The 23,415-nt window shown below is 35.0% G+C and carries 20 protein-coding genes; 6 read left to right on the forward strand and 14 right to left on the reverse strand.

Annotation, left to right across the window (positions count from 1 at the left end; translation table 11 throughout):
* Positions 1-85: 85 nt before the first annotated feature.
* From DCS32_RS11825 to DCS32_RS11845, 5 genes are all read left to right on the forward strand, one after another.
* Entirely contained in the window at positions 86-1,030 is a 945-nt protein-coding gene (locus DCS32_RS11825) for a type IX secretion system membrane protein PorP/SprF (protein ID WP_108878450.1), read from the forward strand.
* A gap of 12 nt (positions 1,031-1,042) precedes the next feature.
* The gene (locus DCS32_RS11830) at positions 1,043-2,989 is read left to right on the forward strand and encodes an OmpA family protein (protein WP_108878451.1); all 1,947 of its coding nucleotides are present in this window, start codon (positions 1,043-1,045) and stop codon (positions 2,987-2,989) included.
* An 82-nt stretch (positions 2,990-3,071) separates the two neighbouring features.
* Positions 3,072-3,590 carry an isopentenyl-diphosphate Delta-isomerase gene (gene idi / locus DCS32_RS11835; protein WP_108878452.1) on the forward strand — a complete coding sequence of 173 codons (519 nt, stop codon included), beginning with the start codon at positions 3,072-3,074 and terminating at the stop codon, positions 3,588-3,590.
* A complete protein-coding gene (locus DCS32_RS11840; protein WP_108878453.1) occupies positions 3,587-3,997 on the forward strand; it encodes a 6-pyruvoyl trahydropterin synthase family protein in 411 nt (136 codons plus the stop codon). The genes idi and DCS32_RS11840 overlap by 4 nt, the downstream gene beginning before the upstream one ends.
* 2 nt (positions 3,998-3,999) lie before the next feature.
* A complete protein-coding gene (locus tag DCS32_RS11845) occupies positions 4,000-4,452 on the forward strand; it encodes a peroxiredoxin (protein ID WP_108878454.1) in 453 nt (150 codons plus the stop codon).
* A gap of 84 nt (positions 4,453-4,536) precedes the next feature.
* Here the strand turns inward: DCS32_RS11845 and DCS32_RS11850 are convergent, their stop codons facing one another.
* The 14 genes from DCS32_RS11850 to DCS32_RS11915 form a co-directional block, all read right to left on the reverse strand.
* The gene (locus tag DCS32_RS11850) at positions 4,537-6,366 is read right to left on the reverse strand and encodes a PLP-dependent transferase (RefSeq protein WP_108878455.1); all 1,830 of its coding nucleotides are present in this window, start codon (positions 6,364-6,366) and stop codon (positions 4,537-4,539) included.
* Between the two features lie 357 nt (positions 6,367-6,723).
* Positions 6,724-8,610, reverse strand: a complete 1,887-nt coding sequence (locus DCS32_RS11855; RefSeq protein WP_108878456.1) for a CocE/NonD family hydrolase — start codon at positions 8,608-8,610, stop codon at positions 6,724-6,726.
* A gap of 132 nt (positions 8,611-8,742) precedes the next feature.
* Positions 8,743-10,404, reverse strand: coding sequence for a S41 family peptidase (locus tag DCS32_RS11860; RefSeq protein ID WP_108878457.1), 1,662 nt, complete (start codon positions 10,402-10,404; stop codon positions 8,743-8,745).
* Positions 10,405-10,484: 80 nt separating this feature from the next.
* Positions 10,485-11,321 (reverse strand): M23 family metallopeptidase, encoded by an 837-nt coding sequence (locus tag DCS32_RS11865; protein ID WP_108878458.1) that lies wholly within the window; start codon positions 11,319-11,321, stop codon positions 10,485-10,487.
* A gap of 31 nt (positions 11,322-11,352) precedes the next feature.
* Positions 11,353-11,841, reverse strand: a complete 489-nt coding sequence (locus DCS32_RS11870) for a toxin-antitoxin system YwqK family antitoxin (protein ID WP_108878459.1) — start codon at positions 11,839-11,841, stop codon at positions 11,353-11,355.
* Between the two features lie 58 nt (positions 11,842-11,899).
* On the reverse strand, positions 11,900-13,126 hold the full coding sequence (locus DCS32_RS11875) for a DUF5018 domain-containing protein (protein ID WP_108878460.1): 1,227 nt from the start codon (positions 13,124-13,126) through the stop codon (positions 11,900-11,902).
* A 33-nt stretch (positions 13,127-13,159) separates the two neighbouring features.
* Positions 13,160-13,630 carry a hypothetical protein gene (locus DCS32_RS11880; protein WP_108878461.1) on the reverse strand — a complete coding sequence of 157 codons (471 nt, stop codon included), beginning with the start codon at positions 13,628-13,630 and terminating at the stop codon, positions 13,160-13,162.
* Positions 13,631-13,726: 96 nt separating this feature from the next.
* Positions 13,727-14,098 carry a hypothetical protein gene (locus DCS32_RS11885; protein WP_108878462.1) on the reverse strand — a complete coding sequence of 124 codons (372 nt, stop codon included), beginning with the start codon at positions 14,096-14,098 and terminating at the stop codon, positions 13,727-13,729.
* Between the two features lie 138 nt (positions 14,099-14,236).
* A complete protein-coding gene (locus DCS32_RS11890) occupies positions 14,237-14,854 on the reverse strand; it encodes a hypothetical protein (protein ID WP_108878463.1) in 618 nt (205 codons plus the stop codon).
* 75 nt (positions 14,855-14,929) lie between these two features.
* The gene (locus DCS32_RS11895) at positions 14,930-15,649 is read right to left on the reverse strand and encodes a suppressor of fused domain protein (protein WP_108878464.1); all 720 of its coding nucleotides are present in this window, start codon (positions 15,647-15,649) and stop codon (positions 14,930-14,932) included.
* Positions 15,650-15,697: 48 nt separating this feature from the next.
* On the reverse strand, positions 15,698-17,899 hold the full coding sequence (locus DCS32_RS11900; RefSeq protein WP_108878465.1) for a DUF262 domain-containing protein: 2,202 nt from the start codon (positions 17,897-17,899) through the stop codon (positions 15,698-15,700).
* Positions 17,900-18,161: 262 nt separating this feature from the next.
* Positions 18,162-18,614, reverse strand: coding sequence for a hypothetical protein (locus DCS32_RS11905; RefSeq protein WP_162533649.1), 453 nt, complete (start codon positions 18,612-18,614; stop codon positions 18,162-18,164).
* A gap of 281 nt (positions 18,615-18,895) precedes the next feature.
* Positions 18,896-20,182: an ATP-binding protein gene (locus tag DCS32_RS11910; protein ID WP_162533650.1), complete on the reverse strand. Its 1,287-nt coding sequence runs from the start codon at positions 20,180-20,182 to the stop codon at positions 18,896-18,898.
* Between the two features lie 249 nt (positions 20,183-20,431).
* Positions 20,432-20,815: a VOC family protein gene (locus tag DCS32_RS11915; RefSeq protein ID WP_108878468.1), complete on the reverse strand. Its 384-nt coding sequence runs from the start codon at positions 20,813-20,815 to the stop codon at positions 20,432-20,434.
* Between the two features lie 203 nt (positions 20,816-21,018).
* On the opposite strand from DCS32_RS11915, the gene DCS32_RS11925 reads away from it, so the two are divergent.
* Positions 21,019-23,355 carry an ATP-dependent helicase gene (locus DCS32_RS11925; protein ID WP_108878470.1) on the forward strand — a complete coding sequence of 779 codons (2,337 nt, stop codon included), beginning with the start codon at positions 21,019-21,021 and terminating at the stop codon, positions 23,353-23,355.
* Positions 23,356-23,415: the final 60 nt, after the last annotated feature.

Here is a 23,415-nt window from a genome sequence, read left to right on the forward strand (position 1 = left end):
AGCTAACTCTCAAATTATAAATTATTCAAATTAAACTATTTTTACCAAAAAGTCATTTATTATAAGTGCAACAAATAAAGTTAGAATGAAACAACTACATCTTATAGTCCTATTAGTTATTACGGGTTTGAGTCTTACAGAAGTAAGTGCACAGCAAGACCCACAGTATACACAATACATGTATAATACTGTAGCTATAAATCCAGCATATGCAGGTAACAGAGGTGTTACTAGTATTGTGGGGTTACATAGAAGTCAATGGGTAGGGCTTGAAGGGGCTCCTCGCACACAAAGTTTAAGTATACATTCTCCTATAGGCGAAGGTAAAGTTGGGCTTGGTTTATCAATTGTTAATGACGCATTAGGACCTGCACAAGAAACTTACATAGGTGCAGATTTTAGTTATACAATTAATACATCAAATAGTGGGAAACTTAGTTTTGGATTGAAGGCAGGAGGACACGTACTCGATGTAGATTTTTCAAAACTTACGCTTTTTGATGTTTCTGATCCTCGTTTTTCTCAAAATATAGATAATAAAATTTCACCAATTATTGGAGCCGGACTTTATTATCATACTGATAGATTTTATGCAGGATTAAGTGTGCCTAACCTGATTCAAACAGAGCATTTTGATCAAAGTAATAATAGCAACTCGGCTAGTTTCATAGCTGAAGAACGTATTAATTACTATGGTATTATGGGGTATACTTTTGATATAAGCGATCAGCTTAAATTTAAGCCTAGTACTTTAGTTAAGCTTGTGTCTGGAGCACCTTTGCAAGTTGACCTTACCGCAAATTTTCTAGTAATGGAGAAATTACACTTGGGAGCAGCCTATAGATGGAGTGCCGCTTTGAGTGGTTTAGTAGGTTTCCAAGTTTCAGATAGTATGCTTATAGGTCTTGCTTATGATAGAGAAAGCACTGATTTAGGAAATACAGTTTATAATGATGGAAGTTTTGAAGTGTTTTTACGTTTTGAACTTTTCAATGAGTACGACAGAATGTTAACCCCGAGATTCTTTTAATAAAAGTCTACTATGAAATATATTACTATTGCACTCCTTTTGTTGACTACAATTGTAGGAAACGCACAAGAAGGAAAAATAGAGAGAGGTACAAAGAATTTCAATCAATATGATTTTGTAGATGCACAAGAAATCTACCAAAAAGTAGCAGATAAAGGCTATGAGTCTGCAGATTTATTCAAAAGGTTAGGAGATTCTTATTATTTAAATGCACGTTATGACAAGGCCTCTATTTACTTCGGTAAGCTGATAGAGCAATTTCCTGAAGCAGCAGAAGCAGAAGCTTACTTTAGATATGCACTCTCTTTAAGAGCAACAAAAGACTATGCATTATCAGATAGAATGATGTCTAGATTTTTTGATATCAAGGAAGATGATAAAAGAGCAGTCTTATTCAAGGAAACTCCAGATTATTTAAGGGAAATAGATTACCAAAAAGGTTCTTATGAAGTTTCAAAAACCAAGATTAACTCTGGTTATTCAGACTTTGGTCCTATGCTTTATAAGGACAAACTTATCTTCGCTTCTAACAGAGATACAGGATCTTTTACAAAGCGTATACACAAGTGGAATGGTCAGCCATTTTTAAACTTATACCAAGTAAGTTTGAATAAAGTTGATCAAGATGCTGGCAATAGATATGTTGAAAAGTTTAGCGCCCATTTAAATACACAGTACCATGAGAGTACCCCTGTATTTACAGAAGATGGTAAAACTGTTTACTTTACTCGTAATAATTATAATAACGGGAAGTATAGAGAAGATAATGATGGGACAAATAAGCTTAAGCTTTATAAAGCATCACTAGTTAATGGTAAATGGACAGATTCTCAAGAGCTTCCATTTAATAGTGATGAGTATACAGTAGCTCACCCGGCGTTAAGCGTGGATGGCAGTCGACTGTATTTTTCATCTGATATGCCTGGAAGTTTTGGACTTTCTGATTTATGGTATGTATCTATAAATGATGATGAAACCTATGGAACACCTGTAAATCTAGGTAGCGGTATTAATACGGAAGGTAGAGAGTCATTTCCTTTTATTAGTTCGGAAAATGATATTTATTTTGCATCAGACGGTCATCCTGGATTGGGAGGTTTAGATCTATTTGTTACTGCTTTAGGTAAAAATGGAGAAACTGCAGAAATACTTAACTTAGGAGAGCCTGCAAATACCTCAAAAGATGATTTTGCCTTTGTAATAAATAGTGAGTCTAATACTGGGTTTTTGTCATCTAATCGTGGTAACAGAGGAATAGATGATGATATTTATATGCTTAAGCAAATAAAGAAACCTTCTGCTCCTTGTGATATTTTATTATCAGGTATTGTTACAGATAAAAATACAGGAGCTTATCTTGAGGGTGCAACAGTAAGTTTGTATGACACGAACAATAATTTGTTCAAATCTGTTGTCACTGGAGCATCTGCAGCGTTTGCTTTCATTCCTGATTGTGATAAGATTTTCCTTATCAGAGCAGAGAAGGAAGGATACAATACTTCGGAGAAAATGGTAACCACGCCTAATGTTTCTTCTGAAATAGAAGAGATATTACAGTTAGAAAAAACATTAAAACCAGTGGTTCCTGGAGATGATATTGCAAAAATATTAGACCTTAATCCTATATACTTCAACTTTGATAAGTATGATATACGTCCAGATGCAGAGGTAGAGCTTGCTAAGGTATTAGTATATATGGAAACTTACCCTTCTGTGCGCATAGACGTACGATCTCATACAGATAGTAGAGGTAGAGATGCGTATAACCTTAATTTATCACAAAACAGAAATGTTTCTACTAGAGACTGGCTTATTTCAAAAGGGATAAGTGCATCAAGATTGACCGGAAAGGGATATGGAGAAACACAGCTTGTTAACGACTGTGGTAATGGTGTACGTTGTAGTAAGGAGCAACATCAATTAAATAGACGTAGTGAGTTTATAGTAGTAAGTAATTAGTACTAAAATCTCATATATTAATAATAAGAGCGCCTCAATAGAGGCGCTTTTTTTATGAGTTATTTGTATTTTTACAAAGCTTATGAAAGAAGAATTAGTCATCCTTGTGGATGAAAATGACAATCAAATAGGGCTTATGCCCAAAATGGAAGCTCATGAAAAAGCTGTGTTACACAGGGCTTTTTCCGTGTTTGTTTTTAACAGTAAGAATGAACTTATGTTACAGCAACGAGCATTACACAAATACCATAGTCCAGGACTCTGGACAAATACTTGCTGCAGTCACCAGCGTGAGGGGGAAAGTAATGTAGAAGCCGGTATGCGACGTCTTCAAGAAGAAATGGGCTTTTCTGTATCCTTAGAAGAGACTATCTCATTTATTTACAAAGCTCCTTTTGATAATGGTCTTACAGAGCATGAGCTAGATCATATCCTAATAGGTCATTCTGAACAATCTCCGGCTATCAATGAAGATGAAGTTGCGGCTTGGAAATGGATGGATCTAGAAGATGTGAAAACTGATATTGCAAATCATCAAGAACTATATACAGAGTGGTTTAAAATCATTTTTGATAAATTTTATACCCACATTAAGCGATGAGAATAACTGCACATAGAAAAGCGCATTTTAATGCCGCTCATAGATTGTACAGAGCAGACTGGGACGATGCAAAGAATATGCAAATATTTGGGAAGTGTAGTAACCCTAATTTTCACGGTCATAATTATGATCTCACAGTTAGTGTAAGTGGGGAAATTGATCCTGAAACAGGATTTCTCATTGACCTTAAGATTTTAAAAGATATTATAAAGGCAGAGGTAGAGGATTATTTAGACCACAAGAATCTTAATCTTGAGGTTCCAGAATTTAAATCTTTAAATCCGACAGCCGAAAATATAGCGGTTGTGATTCATAAAAAGATTAAAGCGGTTTTAGATCCTAAATTTGATTTAGAGATCACCTTATATGAGACGCCTCGTAACTTTGTAACCTATAAAGGCGAATAACTATGGCATTAAAGATAGGAGATAAGGCACCTGGTTTTACGCTTAATAATCAAGACAACGAGTCAGTAATTGTAGACGAATTGATAGGGAAGGTACCTATGGTAATCTATTTTTATCCTAAAAACTTTACACCTGGTTGTACTGCTCAAGCTTGTAGTTTTAGAGATCAGTACCAAGATTTTACAGATGCAGGAGCAAAAGTATTTGGCATAAGTGCAGATAGCGTAGAAAGTCATAAACGCTTTAGAGCAAAGCATAATTTACCATTTGATACGCTTTCAGACGCAAATAATAAGGTGCGTAAAAAATATGGTGTAAAGAATGAACTATTGGGTCTACTGCCTGGTAGAGAAACTTTCGTAGTAGATGCAAGTGGAATTATAAAGATGCGTTTCAATAGCATGATGGCTGCAAAACATATACCTAAAGCACTTGCAGTTATTAAAGGATTATAAGTCAAAGCACTTTTTCGCGAAAGCGTAACTATTAAATATCAACACAAAAATAAAAGGGAGATGCTTAGCATCTCCCTTTTTATGTTATATAGACTTTACAAAATCTAGAAATACCTTTTTATGTAAATCTAAATCTAAATCTGGTGAGAGAGAAGCTCTCACGATGTAATCTTTATCACCTTCTTTAGTGGTTCCTTGCGTCGAGGTAGCTGGAATAGTCCAGTAACAGCCTTTAAGCTGGCCGTAGCTTACACAAAATTTACTTTCATTAGGAATCTCTGTAATCATTAAGTTAATAAGCTTAAGATTAAGAGCTCTTTTGTATTGCTCTCTCTCCACGTCATTAGCTCCCTTAGTAGGTAAATCTAGAGAAAATACCGAAGGAGTAAATCCTTGTGCGGCTAGCTCTTCTGATACAAAATTGATTTTTGCACCCGGAAGTTCCTTTTCTATAAAGGTTACAAACTCACGAGTGTTTACATAAGCCGCTGCAATACGCTCGTTCATAGAAGGTAACTGTGCCGCTAGAATCTCATATTGTAAATCTGTCGCCTCGTTATCGCAAAGCTCAAGGTGAAAAAAGATGCTCTTAATGAGGTCTTCTGCTTTATTGTTTACTACGCAATAGCCTGCAGTACATTTACCGCCACTTGGAAATTTTGATCCGCTGGCATAAGAAATGGTGCGTACAGTAGATAGTATTTTATCTTCTCCTAAGAAGTGAACATTAGGACAAAACGTTTGATCGAGAATAAAAACAGGGTCTATTGCTGTTTCTCCAGTAGGCGTAGTGCGCTTTTTACTAAGCGCTTCTTTTAGTTTTAAAAGATCTGGAACTTCTACCCTTGGGTTCGTTGGTATTTCTGCAATAATATAAGGTACTGCATCCTGTGCAGCTATTTTAGTAAGTACAGTGTCTATGCTCTGTACCATATCATTATCACCATCAACAGGAAGATCCACAACTTCTACATTATCAAGGCAAGCAGCAACGCGTCTAGATTGATCATTTGTACCACCATAACAGTTAGGAGGGACAATAAATTTAATCTCCTTTCCAGGATGTTTATTGATAGCGTCATCCACTAACCCCATCATGATAGCATATTGTATAGAAAGTCCGCTAGAAGCCACGAGAGGCTCTGTATCGGTTCCATTTACTTCTTTAATGAGTTCGTGTACACGTGCTTTATCTTTTGCTACATTACCAGCCGTATATTTAATCGGAGCATTATGCACCAATGATGTTAATGCTACTAACGAATTTGAAGGTGTCATGGCAATAGTTTCCCTTCTACGCACGTGTTGAATATCTGAAACGTAGTCGTGATTGTCCTCACCGTTTATAACGAGCAAACTACCTATATTTTTATATACACTTACGTGAAAATCAATGCTGTTTGCTATAGGTTCTGCTTTTATTTGGTTCTTTTGCGAGAGATAAACAGTACTTCCGTCAAAAGCCGAAATATCTTCTGGACTGTCCACTTGGTTAAGTTCAAAGTGATAACCGTAAACGCGTTTCAGGGCTTCTACATCAAAAATAGCAGGAAGTTTTCCTGTGTAGTTGATTTGCGTCTTTTTACCGTCTAATAAATTCTTTCTCAGCACGGCAAGTACTGGAACAGTAATAGAATCAAAGCTAATAACGCTGTCTGATTCTAGGTGTAATAATCTCGCAACGCTCCATTCTAGAATACTAGAAAGTGGGTGGCCTAACCTTATGTAATCATAGGCTGTTGGAAGATTTGCAAGAGCAACAGTAGTTGCATTTTTCTCATTGTATAAAGCTTCAAATTCATCTAAAAACTCAGATTTTGCAAGCGTTTCATTATAAATATCCAATCTATGGGTAGTAAGATCTATCCAGTCGTTGGGCATATTATCGAGTACTTCTTTGATGTAGTGTAACATTTATAAGTTTTAAAAGTGTGTATTCATTACTTGAAGACACCTTGAATATTAAATTTTTTAAAAGATAATTTTAGACGCTTTTATCGGCTATTCCTAACAATAAAGACGGTTAAATAGTGCTAGTCTCTATTAGTATAAATGTGGTCAATTATAAATACTGTAGACCGTTCATTTACCTGAAAAATCAAGTAAAGTGTGAGCAGATAAAACGATTTTACAAAAGTATGCGAGTCATTTGCAATAGCAAAGACTCGCACAGTGAATTATTATTTTTTAATGAAGGTTTAACAATGAAATGACTTAGCTAGTAAATAGCCTAGGTATGATACATTGAAAACTTACAATGATGGTTGTTATCTAATCTTTGATCATTGGCAGTTCGATAGATGATGCATGTACCGCCGAGTGATGCACGTTATTATGTGCTACAACACCTTCTTTTTCATCATAATTATTTCCCCCAGTATTGAGATTGCGAGCAAAACGCGGGAAGTTACTACTTGAGATTTCTACACGAATGCGATGTCCTTTTTTAAAATAATTACTTGTAGACATCGGCGTAAGGTCTAATTTATATATTTCGCCCTTTTTCATAAATACCTCTTTGTCATATCCTTCTCGGTATCTTGCACGCTGTATCGTTTCATCCAAATTGTACGCTCTCCCGTCTGGATAAACATCAATCAGCTTGATAGTAAAGTCGGTGTCTTTCACATCAGACGACACGTATAATGTACTATTTATAAAACCAGATACTTCTACGCCTTCTTCTAATGGATCTGTAGTATACACTAAGATGTCATTTCTAGTTTCCATTTGTTGTTGGTCAAAAGCGCCACCTTGAACGGCATTTCCTGTACAACATACATTACCACCATAAGAAGGAACTGGTTGCATAGGGTCATATGTAAACCCATCTGCATTATCCGAAGTTGCTTTAGTAGTAGATAATGTCCCATCTCCAAAACGGCTATTGGCATTTCCATTACTATTTAAATAATAGGTGGTAGGTTCAGCTTTTTTAGGAGGCCAGGTTTCGGCAGCTTGCCACTTATTACTACCCATGGTATAATACTGAACTCTAGGTGTTTTTTCTTTAAAGTCATTTTTCTCACCCTTAAGCCATAAATCAAACCATCCATAAATCTGCTCTTCATAATTGAGTGTTGCATCACCTACGCTGCGCTCACCCACAATGGTATTTTCTGTTGCTCTTGTGTATGCACAATGTAGGGTAGGAGCAATAACGAGATATTGATTATCTCTCACAGTGGCATCCTTAGTATTATTTCTAACGTGGTTAAATAACGCTAGGTTAGGAGTAATGGAAACATCATACCAAGAGGCAAACCAGAAACTAGGTACACCAATATCTTTGTTATCATGATAGATACCTCCTTCAAACCATGCCTTATCATTAGGTTTGCGACGTATCATTTTGTCAAAAATCTCGTTCTTACCGTTGATGTTTTTTAAAATATCTTGAATAGGTAAGTGCTTCAAAGCCTCCGCCATATCTACTGGCGGGTTTTCTGGTGCTAGATCATAAAATCGTGAAATTCTTATTAAATCCTCTTGTCTCGCTCCTTCAGGAATACGAGGTTTAAATTTATCATGTTCCACGCCGTACAACCATGAGAAAAAGAGCATTTGCTCAACACCACCGCGATACCAGTTTCCTTGTTCTTGAATATCACCTATTCTTCCTACGCCAGCTCCATAACCTTGTGGTACCATAGCTGCATGAGAAGGATGATCTAGTGCTGCAACCGCCATTTGCCACTCAGCAGTAGAGGAGCATCCTAGTGTGCCAATTTTTCCGTTAGACCAGGATTGATTTTTCATCCATGTAAAGGCATCATACCCATCTGTGAGCGGTACGCCTAGAATATCCCATTCCCCTTCAGAGTAGTATCTTCCTCTTTCGTTTTGAACTACGTAGGCATATCCTCTTTTTACAGCTTCTAGCGCTCTTTCGGCAGTTCTTGTTCTTTGTTTTCCGTCACCCCAAGAATTAAAATTATAGGGAGTTCGCGAGAAAATAATAGGGACCTTACCACTCGTCTTTGGTCTATAAATATCAGTAGCGAGGCGTATGCCATCACGCATGGGCATCATGACTTTTTGATCTACAATAGCTATTTGTTCAAGTTCGGCGAGTACATCGTTTTGTGCGTAAAGGGTGTCGATCGATATCATAGACATCGCAAGCGCAAGAAATAGAAAAAACGTAATTTTCTTCATCGTATAGGGATATTAGCTTGTAATAAGGATTACAATAATTAATCAATAAATATGATTCTAAATATACAATGAATTTATTGGTGCTTATAATTTTTGTGGTAACAAGTGTTTAGTTTTGAGGGTAGTAAGGTGTCACTCCTCCCTAATCAAAGCAATTGCCTCCTTAATATATAAATCGCTATCATAGTGCAGCGCACGCTCTTTTAACTCGTGATCTAGTCGTAAGCCTTTACGTTGTACGCCGCGATCGTCCGGATAGAAAGCGCCCACTGCTGTAAAGTCAATTTTAGTACCGTCCATGAGTGGTACTTCGTTTCTATTCATAACGGCCCCAAAGGTTTGCTCACCCATGGTAATACAATTAGGTGATGCTTGGATTGCCATTCCTATCCATTCTGCCATGCTTGCTGTTGTTCTGTCTACTAGTAAAATCACTTTCCCTTTAAAGTAGTTCTTGTTTTTCTTTCCCGCTTTAAATGGGTCTATGATAAAGCTTGTAGCTGCATTTGCTCCATAGTTTCCATAAGCAGGTTTTTCGGCGGTTAGCGTTTTCAAAAATGTTGTTCTATCTGGATACAGATACTTCGCTATATATGCAGTACTTATATTCCTCGGATAGTTACGTAGATCTATGATAATACCTTTAAATAGTTCAAAATCACGAAAAGCTTCTTTCAGTTGGTTTTTATCAATGTTGTATAAATTTATATACCCAATCTTATCACTTACTATTTTCCAGTCCTCGCTCGCAGTAGGCTTTAAGCGCTCATACTTTTGGTAGGGATATGCTAATGGGCTTAGTTGGATATACTGCTCTTTGTTTTGACCATTTGTTTTTAATATACTAACAAGAATAGAATCCTTAGTCGATGCCAGTAAATAGGTTTTTTCAATAGCGCGTCTTAGATGATTCTTGTTTGAAGCACTTATTACATCAGAAAATTTGGTGTTGTAATAGGTGTCTAGTTTTTCTCCATTCACGGCATAAATTACGTCGCCTTTAGTTAATGAGTCCTCTTGAAATATCTTTGTATCGTACACAGACGTAATCACAAGGGAATCATTAATAATCTTTCCTCCAAAGTTTGGAAACTTGTCTAATGAATCTAGCGTGTAGCTATATTGATAATTGGAATGCGAATCGTTGAGCTTGCTAAATAAATGCTCCTTGGCTTTTTCAAAATTCTCCTTGCCTTCAGCGCTAAAAGCTGGTATTAGTTCGCTAAGAGTTTGTTCCCACGGTGTATCGGATAGGTATACATTCACATTCCAGTAATTCATCGTATTCCAGAATGAAGCAAGGAAGAGTAGCCTATGTGCGTCATTAGTGTAATCAAAATCTGCTAAAGCACTGTCATTACTAAAATCAATGGAACTGCTTAGTTTTTTAATATCAGCATAATGATTTTTATAGTTGGCGTTATTTTTTAAGTCGCTAAGTAGTTGCGATAGCTGCACACTATAACCAGACTCATTAATCCACTTAAAATTATAATTTTTGGTAAAAAGCTCTTGTTTAAAGTCCTCTTTTATGTCAAAATCTGAGGTTCCATAACTTTCTATCCAAGCAATCATTTCCTTGTCAAAAGCTTCCTTTGTAACTATTGAGGACAGTTTTTGATATTTCTTAATAAATTCTTTATTGACGTTATAGGCGCCGTTACTTATATCTGGGTGGTAATATTTTAGTAAGCCCCAGATTTTAATAAAATGATCCTCTTTTTCATGTTCCTCTATTTGACTAAATGAACTGGTAAGATTAAAGCAGAGTAGGAGTACTAAAATATATTTCATGAAGGTTTTAATTGTTACAGGTACGCTTTCGCGAAAGCGTAATTACTTAAACAGCAATGAGCTGATGAGTAAAAATTTTTCTATTCATTTTGATTTCTCACTACATCACCTTTTTTTAATGTACTTGCATCTACGGCATTGTCAAATGTATACTCGGTAGATATGAGGCCATTAGTTGCAGATGGAATTCTAACGTTAAAATGTAGATGCTCGACAGTGGTAAAACCCGTCATTCCACTAATCGCGATGGGTTGACCTTTTTCCACATAATCACCAAGCTCAACGATTGCTCCTTCATAGTTTAAGTGTACATATTGAGAGTACAAACCACTGTCAGGATGGTAAACGGTTAGGTAATTACTTCTATCATTATCTCTCCATTGCTGGCTTGTGCCATGATCTTTGTATTTATCAATTAATCCTACCACATATCCATCATCTACACTTACGATGGTATCTCCTATGCTTAGATCAAAATCAATTGCATACTTACTCGTGATTTTGTTATGAGAAAAGCTGTTGTTAAAGCCTTGTATGATTTTGTATTGTTTGCCTTTTGGAAAAGGTAATCCTATGCTGCTTTTATTAATTTTACGCTGTAAATCCCCATATTCAATGCTGTATTTTGGTTTTACAGTAGATTCTACATCAGGATAATGAATCTTAATGATGGTGTCTTGCTGTTTTCTCAAGGTTACATGCCCGAATAGTGTTGCTAGGTCAGGATACGTAGCATCTTTAACAAGCCTGACGCTTATGGGACACATAAGAGGGTTCTTTAATTGAAAAGATATGGTGTCATTTTCATACGCATCTCTAAAGCTTAATTTAGCAGAGTGCTCCAATTTAGGGAAATTATCTAGGCTATTGCAAGCTGCAAGGCAAACGATAGATAGTAAAAGAATAAGTTTTTTCAATGTTGATTTTCTTTAATGGGTTAGAAATATTTTAATCGCTGTTGTTCATAGCGTAATATTCTTTTTTTGTCACTAATTTTCCCATGTTGTAGAACTTTTCAGACCGAATACTTCCGTTGAAAATATTGTATTCACTCCAAACACTATCTTTTATGTTGTCTCTATAATATCCTTTCGTTTGAAGCCCTTTTGTTGAGGTATGATACTTTTCATATACACCATTAAGTGCTCCTTTCTTGTACATTCTTTTTATGTACAACACGCCGCCATTAGTAAATCTTGATACTAAACCATTTAGGGTATCTTTAGAATAATTTTCAATAGCATATAAGGTTCCATCTTTTAAATATTTTTTCCATTCTCCCTCTTTTAAACAGTTAACAATTTTACCCTCTAGTTTACTTGGGCCAAATACACCTTTGGGGCAAGGAGTACCATCTTCATTAACATAATTAAAAGATCCTTGAGCATAGCAGTAACTAGATAAAAGGGTAATTAAACACAGTAACACTATTTTCATTTTAATTAATTTTTTTAGTAATACAGTTGTCAACAAGTGGTAATTTATTGGGTGAATTTTAATTAAAATCAACTACCAAAGTCTGTCCATTTCTAGCATTATAATACATTATAATAGGTGTCTCAGAAGGTGAAGATCCTCCTACCCAAGAAGGAAACATATTGATGTTTGAATCAAGAGGTAACGTTAGCTCAGTTCCATCATCATTTACGGAAACAGACGACTCATTAAATTGATAAATCAAACCGTTATGTGCGACAATTCTAAGACCAGGCAATAAATTATTTCCCGTAAGGATTAACGTGTCATTATAACTATAATTTGTTTGATTAGAAGATATAATTTCTGGTGCATTTTCTGATAGGACATCGAGATTAAAAGGAGAAACAGATTTTACTTGGCCATCAACTATATATTTTAGTTTGTAGTCTATTGCGGTTACAATATCTGTAGGAAATTCAAATTGAAATGAGGTGTTTAATAAATTATTATTCTCGTAAGTAGTATAGTTATATGTCGCGATTTCATAACTATTAGTATCATTCTCTAAAATTATACTTGAATTTGGAATAGATAAATCTACATAGGTAGTCCTTACATAAGGAGTTGCATTACTATAATATCTAGTAGCAATGTCACTAGTGCTAATTGCGCTATTCACAGTATTAAATGATATCCACTTAGTCATTACAGTATAAACATTAGAGGTTTGATCCTCTGCTGTTACAGTGTATTGTATGTCACTATTAAAGTTTTGAGGTTCACTACTATCAGGTGAGATTGTAGCACCATCTGATATCGTAATTATAGGCGATACATATGATGGGTTTTTATCAGTTTCTATCTCAATTGTTAAAGAAGCATGATCGATTACTCCATCAAATACTTCGTCATCAATATTCAGTTGAAAACTTAAAATTTTCTTTTCACTCGCTATTGGAGTATTATTGGTGATTACAGTATAAGTTGTCTGTTCTCCATTCTCTGCCGTAACAACATATGTGATATTTTGACTAAAATCTTGAGCACTTGACGGGTTTGGTGATATTGTTGCGTTTTGAGAAATAGATATTTCAGGAACCAAAGTACTATTGGTCTCAAGTGCAACAGTGGTAAGCGTAATTGTTTTACTTTGTTCATTAATTACTCCATTAAAACCATCTCCATTTGAAGTGATTTTAAATGAGAGGATTTTATTTTCTGAACTCAAATCTGGACCCTCGTCCTTAGAGCAATTAATTAGTAATAAGCTTAGTATTAATAGTAATGATGCTTTTATTCTCATTTGTTAATTTTAAATAATTATTTAATTTTTTTATTATCTAATAGAAAGGACTTTGCAGATTTTCTTTGGATAGATACCAGTGATAATCCTCTTTACATTATCGTGTTCTGATATATAATCACCAGAATAGTCCAAATCAAAATTTAAGTACAGATTGACATTGTTTTGTTTTTCTTGAAGCTCCAGATGTTTTATAAATTGTGAAAACAATCTTTTTCTTGCGGTTGTACTTTTAATAATTGGTGGGATTTTTAAAAAGAAGTACAAGGTGTGATATAATCTTACTTTTTTTCTCAAGCAATTAATAGATTTCTGTTCAATAGCGTTTAAATAATTATTGTCTTCATGCATTGTGATAAAAAATTGCGTAATTCCATAATTTGAATAATCAAGTCGTGTGTATTCAATATTAATATCATCAAATTTGAAATTCAGAACCTCCTTCTTTTGAGAGTATGTAAGAGTAGTGATAAAAGAGAATAAAACTAAAAAGAGTGATTTCATAGATTATAGTATGATTGTTGTTGACAGTCAAATATATTGACTAATGTAATTTAATTACAAGGTGTTGTGAATAGCGTTTTTGCTTGCATATATTATTCATGATGTGTCTGAACTAATTTCTTCTTTTTTATTTTTTTTAGCTCTTCTCAATCTTTTTCTTTCGGCACGCTTTCTTACTCTACTTTCCTTTTTATCTTTTAGAAATGCAACGTTGGTTTTCTGGTCAATAACACCCGTAATATCAACGTCATAATTAAGGTCTTTTAAGTTAGACTGCAAAGAGGTTAATTCTTCTGTGGTAAGCTTGGTAAGTCTACAACTCACCTCTTTATATTCTTTGGTCAAATCTTCATTTACAACATAACAATAACATTTTTTTGAAAATGATCTTTCTTTCTTATAAGTGCTTTGAGACTTCACCTGATAAGAGAAAATTAATAGTAAAGTAAGGAGTATAATATTTTTCATGTATTTAATTTTCAATGATTATAATAACGTTTCTAGCTCAAAGTAAGCTTGAAAGTATGGACAGAGCAATACTCCGTAGTCTATGTTTTAATTAAACTAATTCTAAATGACACACTATCAAACATCCTAGTTCTATCATTAGACGCTCAATCTTGGAGAATTTGTGATTTTGAGGATTTCACCCTTTTTTGGATGCTTGATTTTCTTAGCTAAAAAGTAAATACAGAGTCCAATTAAACTTAGTCCAATTATAAGAGTTCCTGTAGTTCCAAGCAATTCTCCGGTAGATGCAATTATTTTCTTTAACCAGGCTCTTCTTCCTGTTATTCTCACAGTTCCTCCACTTTCTGCTTCTACTGCAGCGGCATAAGATGCTACAGTGAAAATTGAAATTATACCTAGAATAACTAGCTGAGGTATGATTTGTTTAAAAACAGAATAATTTTTTAACTCCGTTCCTTTCAAGTTGGCCTTTAAATAGTCACTAATTTCTGAATAGACATCTTTATCAAGTTGGAATTCTTCGTCGGTGGTTTTGTCATCCTTAAAATTTAATTCTATAGTAACATCTGTATCAATAAATACAATCTCTTTTAAATCTTCATAATGGATACTGTGTACCGCTCCTAAACTTTTTGAATCGATAAGGTCATTGATATTTGAACCCTTAGTTAAATCAGTTATCCATATAGCTTTTTCATTGGCTATTAGGTATTTGTCTAATAATTCAGTTTGTGAGATAATCCAATATTTCATTTGTAGTTAGTTTTTTATAATTGCGTATTCTATTCTCGTGATTGTAATGCTGTTTTTACAATCATTTTATCCCCCCTAAAACAACCCAAAAAGCTTTTTTCTTTTAGCAGTGTTAGGTCTATTAATTTCCAATATATCTGTCACTGCGTGCTTGTCAAAGCCATCAAAAAGCGCTTCTACGCCTTTTTTAATCTTTACATTAACTTCCTCGGTATAGAGAGGGATTAATGAATAAAAGTCAATGGTTTTGTTTGCCAACTTTAGAGAATGGAAATCCTCGTTAAATACTATTGTAGGTAAGAGTACCATGGTGTTAAGCTTTGTGTTTGGGGCAAAAGGCTCAGCGGGGTTACCATTGGGTATGGTGTGTCCGTAACCAACCCAAGTGTTGTATTCGTGAGGGAATCTAGCTATTTGTTTTAACCATCTAATAGGCCAGTAGTTGTTTTCATCCTTAAAGTCTTCTTCAGAGATTTTCCATTCAGCCGGTAGACAAATACTTATTTCTGCATAATCGCAATCTATAACATCCTCTGGTGTATTCATTGCCTTATCACTCATGCCAGAAGTAACGAGTGTATGAAATGGTCTTTTTTCTGTAGGTTGTACCCAGTGTACATCAATATGAACTTGATCTGATATAAGCTCATGAAACACCATATGGATCTCTCCAATATGCTTTTCAATATGATCTGATATATCATCTATATGTTCTCCTCCAGAAGCTAACTCAAAATCATTTCTATTAGACGCTGTATAACGATAAATAGGCGCACCTGATTCAGATTTTTCCATGTTGTTTAAGGTTGATTTTTTGTTTAGTTCTTTGTTGGGTGAAAATTTCTATCTCAATTTTATAGACACCTCTTTTGATGAAATATTAAATTTATCCATAATACTAGCTATTCGCTGAATACATCTTGTTGCGGAGATATTTATATGAACAAAAAGTAAATCATCATTTAAGTCTTTTACTTTGTCCCATACTTTCCCTTCAAAAGTTTTATACCTACTTGAATGATTAAAGTTTGCATCAATAATTTCCTTTAAAACACTCCATTTTAAAATAGTTTCTTCTCTACTGAATAAGTCAAGTTGGTTGTCCAAAATGAATTCAAAGTCGAACTCTGAATCACTTTTGAGGTGTTTTAGAAATCTCAAAATAACATCCTGCCAGGACTTAACTTTTATCACTTTATCACCAATGGTTAATTCATCTGGCTTGTTACCTTCCGCCATTTCACCCGCATCAGAATCTAATGGAGAAAAGTTTGCTTTTTCAACAAGCTGTGTATTCCAATTTGAGCTCTCTTTTAATTCTTCAGGTAGAGAAAATGTATTAAGCAGCCATTTAATCATATTAGATTGGTGTTCTAATATGCTATGCTCATTCCAATGAGTGTGCTTAACGATGTCCAATCTATAGTTAAGCGATGAAGTTTTAAGCTTTTCTTTCTTCTGTGAAAATGGCTTATTTCCTATTTCACTATTAAACTCTGTAAGTATTAAATTTCCAATATTATGTAAAAATGTTTTATGAACTTCCTCATAGTTATTTCCTAACTCAGTTTTCCATTCCTCACCAATTTTTTGCGGCATAATATGTTCAATAGTAACTTTTTTATTTCGGAAATCTACCGCTACCTTGGTATTGTTCTCTTCAATCTTGCCAAGAATTAGTTTTGAATACTTGCTAAGACCTTTGTAGAAATTCATAGTTTTCAAACTATTACTTAATTCTGTGTCATTCGGGAGCCTTAACCTGTAAATCATGTTAGTGAGCAACTCCATCATTGATTGTTTGCCACGAGCTATATCTGGAATTCGTTTACTTAGTGTAACTATATTTTTATTTTCACCTTGTGTAAGACCTAAAATTCTCCTGCGTATTAAGTAGGTACGTATGGATTGAAGAGTAGTAATTAGTGTCTCATCACTTAATCTGAGGTCGTTAACATCATATTGATGGTATTCTAGAAGGCCTAACACCAATGGTTTAAATGCTTCAGATTTAACGTCGTGAAATATTATTCTAAGCAATTCTTTAATGACTTTATCATTATTGCTGTCGCGAGATATAATATCAGAGTTAATTTCGGTGATAATCCACTTATAGCACTTGACATATCTAACTATGTCATCAATGAAATCATTATGTTTTTCAAAACTTTCATCTACAAAGTCCTTAAATTGTTTGTATAATTCTTTGGTGTTGTTATCACTTACTACTTTTAAGGATGTAGCCTTTTTATACTGTAGATAATCTCTAAAAAATCTCGAACTATTATTATCGAAAGCTTCTTCAATTTTTGGGTGCCATACTTTCTCATAAATGTGTGACTGACTATCACTATCCATTTTAAGCAAAACAAAATTTCTTACTAAATCTGAAAGCGATAATGGTTTGCCTAAGGAATTTAAGGTTTCAAAAATAATTTGTGGGTCTTCACCTTTAAATGGCCTTTCATCAAGGAAGATAACTGCAACGTTCATTCTTTGTATCGCAGTAATATAATGTTCAAATTTTACATCTTGATTAAGCCTCTTTTTCTCACGTATTAGCTTTTTAAATAATTCGTAAGCTATTTTGATTACGCCGGGATTTGCGTCCTCACCATTTACTAGAGATTTATAAGAATCCCAATCTCTGGTCACTTGTTTAAGCTTTATTTTGTCCTGGTATGTTGAAGTATTATTGGTTAGGAAGTTTAAATTGATGAAATCTACCTTATCTTTTTCAGTTTCAGAATCTCTTAATGCGATTAAAAAAATAAGTGTAGTTGTGAGTCTTTGCTGTCCATCGACAATTACTGATTTGTTTGCGAATCCAGACTTTTCCTCTTTAATTACGAGAGTTCCAAAGAAATGCTCGAGTTTGTCTTTTTGCTTTTCATCTAGGTCTGAATCAATAATTCTTGTAACGTCACTAAAATATCTTTCTATTTCAGGCTTTCCCCAAGCGTATGCTCGTTGAAATGGAGGTATAAAAAATGATGTTGCATTTTTTGCTAAAACATCATTTATAGAATGGCTTTCTGTTTTCATATAATGTAGTTTTTTCCGTTGTTATGACATAACAGTCTAGTGAACAAGAAGCAGAATATTAAAAAGAATATACTGACTTTCAGATAATACATAAGAGTCGCAATTTATCTAGCTTCTATTTGACATTCAAAGGATCTCTGTGACATCATGGGCGCTCATAACATCTTATAACAAAATTTTAATTTAAATGAGCTTAAAAGAATGTGCTGGGGCTTGATTGAGATCGATTTTTTTAACTCACTACTTATTGTGAATATTTTTTCTAATTATATTTTTCAAATTCCAAAACACAATCAATTAAATATTCTTCGAAATTTAATTGTATTAGATTTTCGAATTCAATTTCTTTTTCATCTAGTTTTCTTTGATATCCCGAGCTTTCTACAGAAATCCATATTGAATTTAAACTTTTATTTGGGTCTGCATCTACATATAAATAATACTGAGCAGCTTGTAGTTCTATCCAAATATTGAATTCACATTTATATTTATACGGATAGTCGTTAATTTCCTTATTCAATATTTTAAAGTCAAAATCATTCGATGTTTTTGAAATTGATTGTAGTTCACTAATCAAACCGTTCACAACTAAATTTTTAAAATTTTTCTCAAAGTCTATAAGTTCAAATTTTTGTGACAATAGATTATTTTGGTAATCTATTTGATCTTCAACTTGTGTAACCCTTTTATTTTCAACGTAATCATTTAATTTCATAATTTTCATTTTAATTCCCATTTTTAGAATAATTGATGTTGGATTAAACATCAATTATTTTCATTGTCGTATTGTGATAAGCGTTGTGTAAAGTCTGAGCATACCAATACAGTTTTAAAAAAAAATCGTTATTGTGAATAGAACACAAAAACTGTCATCCATTAACTTCAATAAAATAGCAACAAGAAGCCTTCGATATCTCAAATTCCTATACATTTCATTATAAGAATGATATTAGCTCAAACAAACTTTTTTCAACTCAATTTTTTGGGAATAAATTTTTAAATACCTTCTGGAACCATTAGATTTTCAAGTACTTCTTCTCGGTCACAATTTTTCAAAAAGAAGTAAAAAGTAGAATCGATTATCTTGACAGAAGTGGTGCTTATATCATAATCAAATATTGGTGGAGAAATATTCTTTTTGATTTGACTTGAAACAAGATTTCTCAAGAAATAACCCATATCAGAAGGTCTTACATTATCTGATCTATGGTGTATATCCTTTATCTTTTCTTGAATAGACTTTCTTTTTAAACCAAGGGTGATATTGTCAAATGATTCGTCCAATAAGACTTTGATAAAATAATAGGGAATATATAGAGGTACCTCATCAGAGCTTTTTGCTTTCTGTTCAATAAAACTTTCCAAACATCTAATATGGCGGCTCGCGTAATCATTTAATTTTTTTTCAATTGCATTATCTACATTTTCCTTTTTAATTTTTACCAGTTCATCTTGAGTTCTATTAATGTGGGCAGAGTAACAAGATTCTTTGCATATTTCTTGAAAAACTCCAACACTATCAAAGCAACTCTCAATTATATATTCTAATACTGAACTAAAATCAGCATTTAAAAGCGGTAAGCCTACATCTGTAATTTTCGCTAAATCACTCTCTTCCCAAGGTTCAACAGGCACTTCGATAACTCGGTCAACTAAATCTCCATTGAATTGAGATAATCGGTTTTTTTCTCGCCAAATACCTAAGATTATGAAAAGAATATTATAATCTTCAAATATTCGTAAATCTATAGAAAGTTGTTTTTGTACATCTTCTTCTAAGTAATGGAAATTCTCTAATATAATCCTCTTATCAAAATTAATTTCTTTTAATAACTCCGATAAGTCTTGAGCTAATGCAAGATTGTAGTCTACTACTTTAAATGAAACACCCTTTTCCTTTTCTCTTGAAGCAGTTGCCTCTGTTTCTGCATCAGTTCCTCCAAAAAAAGGTATTTTAATTTTTGCTTTTAATCCAATTTTGATCTCACCACCAACAGTAGTCCTTGTGTCTTTTGATTCGATAATGTCGACGTCTAGTTGTCTAACTATTGAATTAAATAAATCTAAAGTAGTTGAAGAAGGTGAACAATTAACTTTTACATACTCACTTTCATCTAAATGTTTGTTTGTCAGGGAAGTTTTTCCTTGCTTAGAAGCTCCATAAATTATAATATGTTTATTTTTCTGTAAGCCTTCCGTAAAGAGGTTGTCAACCTTTGGGCGGACTATATATGTGTCAATTAATTCATTTGAAACTCCAAATACTTGGTTTGTTAATCTCATGTTTTTATTTTTAGTAGCTGGCAAGCCATATAAACGCAAGCCACCATTCAAACCACCCAACCCCAGCAAAACCCAGAAACAAGATGACCTATATTATTAATTATTAAGTCTTGATATTCAAAAAGTAAAATCACTCATTCACTTTCTAAAAAGCTAATCTACAACCTCAAACTCACACTTCTTTACGCATTTCCTCATTTTGGGTAAAAAAATGTAAAATATTTAGTTTCAGCATGATAAATCTTTGTGCTAAGCATCGTCATTTACTTCTATCCAGTAGCCATCTGGATCCTGGAAGTACACTTGCTGGATCCCATCATTACGTACATAATCTTTAGTGGGCGTTCCTCGCCAGTCGGCATAATCTATATTGAGATTTTTAATGTGCGTGATAAAGGAAGCAAGGTCTGCGGTGGCAAGTGCGAGGTGTACAGCTTTGTTAGTGATTACAGTTTCGCCTGGTCTTGGGATGAGGTGCAGCTGCTTGCCATCACCTAGGGCGAGCCAGCGAGTAGGGGAGGCAGAGGCGGTGTTTTCTATTTCGGTAAGCCCAAATACTTTTTGGTAAAAGGCAACAGAGACGGCTACGTCTTGTACAGAAATGGCAATATGATTTATAAAGAAAGTGCTCATGATGATTGGTTTTGGAAGCTAAATATCTTCATTTTTAATGAAATACGCCGCTCCTCACTAGCAATAGTTATCATGGATCGCGGGAGGTGTGAGGTGTCAAATTTTCGCGAAAGCATACCTATTGTTATTGTTTACAAAAGAGCTATAAAATCATGGATTGTGGTTTTAATTCTTGGGATCAATCCGTACTTTGTACCCCTGCTATGGATTCAAAATTAGAAGTATATATTGAGGGCTTAAACGAGGCCCAACGCGCTCCCACACTACATAAAGACGGAGCATTAATTGTAATTGCAGGTGCGGGATCTGGTAAAACGCGTGTGCTTACCTTACGTATTGCTTACCTCATGTCACAGGGAGTAGACGCCTTTAACATCTTATCACTCACCTTTACAAATAAGGCGGCACGTGAGATGAAAAAGCGTATCTCTGATATTGTGGGTAGCTCTGAGGCAAAGAATTTATGGATGGGAACCTTTCACTCCATTTTTGCCAAAATATTGCGTATTGAAGCAGATAAGCTAGGGTACCCGTCTAACTTTACGATTTATGATACCCAAGACTCGCAGCGTTTAATAAGCGCGATTATCAAAGAGCTGCAGTTGGATAAGGATATCTATAAGTACAAGCAGATACAAAACCGTATTTCTTCTTTTAAAAACAGCTTGATTACGGTACGTGCGTATCAAAATGATCCTGAGCTGGTAGAGGCAGATGCGATGGCAAAACGCCCGCGTATGGGGGAGATTTATGCAGAGTATGTAGATCGCTGTTTTAAAGCAGGGGCGATGGACTTTGATGATTTACTACTACGCACAAACGAGTTGCTTAACCGTTTTCCAGAGGTGCTTAATAAATACCAAAATCGTTTTAAATACATACTGGTAGATGAGTACCAAGATACCAACCATAGCCAGTACCTGATTGTAAAGGCACTGTCTGATAAGTTTCAGAATATCTGTGTGGTGGGAGATGACTCGCAAAGTATCTACGCCTTCCGTGGGGCAAACATTAATAACATTTTGAACTTTCAGAAGGATTATGAGAATGTAGCAATGTACCGCCTAGAGCAGAACTATCGCTCCTCAAAAGTGATTGTGGAGGCTGCAAACAGTGTGATAGAAAAAAACAAAACCAGACTGGATAAAACAGTATGGACCGCAAACCCAGATGGTGGTGAGATTATCGTGCACCGCTCTCCTACAGATGGTGAGGAGGGACGCTATGTGGCGAGTTCTATTTTTGAAAATAGAATGAATCACCAGCTCATGAATGGGGATTTTGCGATTTTATATAGAACAAACGCACAGTCACGTGCGATGGAGGATGCCTTGCGTAAGCGAGATATCCCATACCGTATTTATGGAGGGTTATCCTTCTATCAGCGTAAGGAGATTAAGGATGTGCTGGGTTACCTGCGCGTGCTTATTAACCCAAAAGATGAGGAGGCACTCAAGCGTGTGATTAACTATCCTGCAAGAGGAATAGGTGGTACGACCATAGATAAGCTTACGGTGGCTGCAAAGCACTACGGGCGCTCTATGTTTGAGGTGATGGATAAAATAGAACAGCTAGGTCCGTCGATGAATATAAATCGCGGTACACAGACCAAGCTTAAGAATTTTGTCACGATGATTAAGAGTTTCCAGATTCTTAATGAGCAAAGTGATGCCTTTACGGTGGCAGAAACGGTAGCAAAGAAAACGGGACTCTTACAAGAACTTAAAAAAGATGGAACTCCAGAGGGTGTTGCTCGTATAGAAAATATAGAGGAGCTACTCAATGGTATGCGCGACTTTGTAGAGGAGCAAAGGGAACTGGCAGATACTACAGGTTCGCTAGCAGAGTTTCTAGAAGATGTGGCACTTGCCACAAGTATGGATAATGATACCGGTGATGATGATCGCGTGGCGCTTATGACCATACACCTGGCAAAGGGACTTGAGTTTCCATTTGTGTACATTGTGGGTATGGAGGAAGATCTCTTTCCTTCTGGGATGAGTATGAGCACGCGTAGTGAGCTAGAGGAGGAGCGCCGCTTGTTTTATGTGGCACTTACAAGGGCAGAGAAGCAGGCGTACCTTACCTATACAGAGTCTAGATATCGCTGGGGTAAACTGGTAGATGCAGAGCCTAGCCGTTTTATAGAGGAAATAGATGATAAGTATCTGGATTACCAGACGCCTATGATGAGAAACCGCTATAAGTCACTCATGGATATAGATGAGTATGGCGAGGTAGATAAAAGTAAATTACGATTAAAGAAGCCGGTGAGTGGTACGCCACCTAGAGTGGGTAACCCATCACAAGACCAACTACGCAAGTTGCGCAAGATAAGACCCACTAGCGGTGATGAGCCTGTCTCTTCACTCGCAGGAGCGCTGGAAGCGGGAACGGTGGTAAAGCATATCCGTTTTGGTAAAGGGATTGTGGTAGGACTGGAAGGGAAAGGCCAAGATCAAAAAGCAGAAATTAATTTTGAAAATGGCGGCCTTAAAAAGTTGTTATTACGTTTTGCTAAACTTGAGATTGTAAGCTAGTAATTGTATAAGCTGATATAAAACACAAATGCTGACGTCTAATAGATGTCAGCATTTTTT

Origin of the sequence: Dokdonia sp. Dokd-P16, from assembly GCF_003095655.1 — a bacterium.
In the GTDB taxonomy this organism is placed as follows: Bacteria; Bacteroidota; Bacteroidia; order Flavobacteriales; family Flavobacteriaceae; genus Dokdonia.

Excerpts from the sequence above, each read along its gene's own strand:
- DCS32_RS11905 (WP_162533649.1), bottom strand. The coding sequence starts at position 18,614 with ATGAAATTAAATGATTACGTTGAAAATAAAAGGGTTACACAAGTTGAA.
- DCS32_RS11875 (WP_108878460.1), bottom strand. The coding sequence starts at position 13,126 with ATGAGAATAAAAGCATCATTACTATTAATACTAAGCTTATTACTAATT.
- DCS32_RS11910 (WP_162533650.1), bottom strand. The coding sequence starts at position 20,182 with ATGAGATTAACAAACCAAGTATTTGGAGTTTCAAATGAATTAATTGAC.
- DCS32_RS11925 (WP_108878470.1), top strand. The coding sequence starts at position 21,019 with ATGGATTCAAAATTAGAAGTATATATTGAGGGCTTAAACGAGGCCCAA.
- DCS32_RS11895 (WP_108878464.1), bottom strand. The coding sequence starts at position 15,649 with ATGGAAAAATCTGAATCAGGTGCGCCTATTTATCGTTATACAGCGTCT.
- DCS32_RS11915 (WP_108878468.1), bottom strand. The coding sequence starts at position 20,815 with ATGAGCACTTTCTTTATAAATCATATTGCCATTTCTGTACAAGACGTA.
- DCS32_RS11850 (WP_108878455.1), bottom strand. The coding sequence starts at position 6,366 with ATGTTACACTACATCAAAGAAGTACTCGATAATATGCCCAACGACTGG.
- DCS32_RS11900 (WP_108878465.1), bottom strand. The coding sequence starts at position 17,899 with ATGAAAACAGAAAGCCATTCTATAAATGATGTTTTAGCAAAAAATGCA.
- DCS32_RS11845 (WP_108878454.1), top strand. The coding sequence starts at position 4,000 with ATGGCATTAAAGATAGGAGATAAGGCACCTGGTTTTACGCTTAATAAT.
- DCS32_RS11885 (WP_108878462.1), bottom strand. The coding sequence starts at position 14,098 with ATGAAAAATATTATACTCCTTACTTTACTATTAATTTTCTCTTATCAG.
- DCS32_RS11860 (WP_108878457.1), bottom strand. The coding sequence starts at position 10,404 with ATGAAATATATTTTAGTACTCCTACTCTGCTTTAATCTTACCAGTTCA.
- DCS32_RS11870 (WP_108878459.1), bottom strand. The coding sequence starts at position 11,841 with ATGAAAATAGTGTTACTGTGTTTAATTACCCTTTTATCTAGTTACTGC.
- DCS32_RS11890 (WP_108878463.1), bottom strand. The coding sequence starts at position 14,854 with ATGAAATATTGGATTATCTCACAAACTGAATTATTAGACAAATACCTA.
- DCS32_RS11830 (WP_108878451.1), top strand. The coding sequence starts at position 1,043 with ATGAAATATATTACTATTGCACTCCTTTTGTTGACTACAATTGTAGGA.
- DCS32_RS11840 (WP_108878453.1), top strand. The coding sequence starts at position 3,587 with ATGAGAATAACTGCACATAGAAAAGCGCATTTTAATGCCGCTCATAGA.
- DCS32_RS11880 (WP_108878461.1), bottom strand. The coding sequence starts at position 13,630 with ATGAAATCACTCTTTTTAGTTTTATTCTCTTTTATCACTACTCTTACA.
- idi (WP_108878452.1), top strand. The coding sequence starts at position 3,072 with ATGAAAGAAGAATTAGTCATCCTTGTGGATGAAAATGACAATCAAATA.
- DCS32_RS11825 (WP_108878450.1), top strand. The coding sequence starts at position 86 with ATGAAACAACTACATCTTATAGTCCTATTAGTTATTACGGGTTTGAGT.
- DCS32_RS11855 (WP_108878456.1), bottom strand. The coding sequence starts at position 8,610 with ATGAAGAAAATTACGTTTTTTCTATTTCTTGCGCTTGCGATGTCTATG.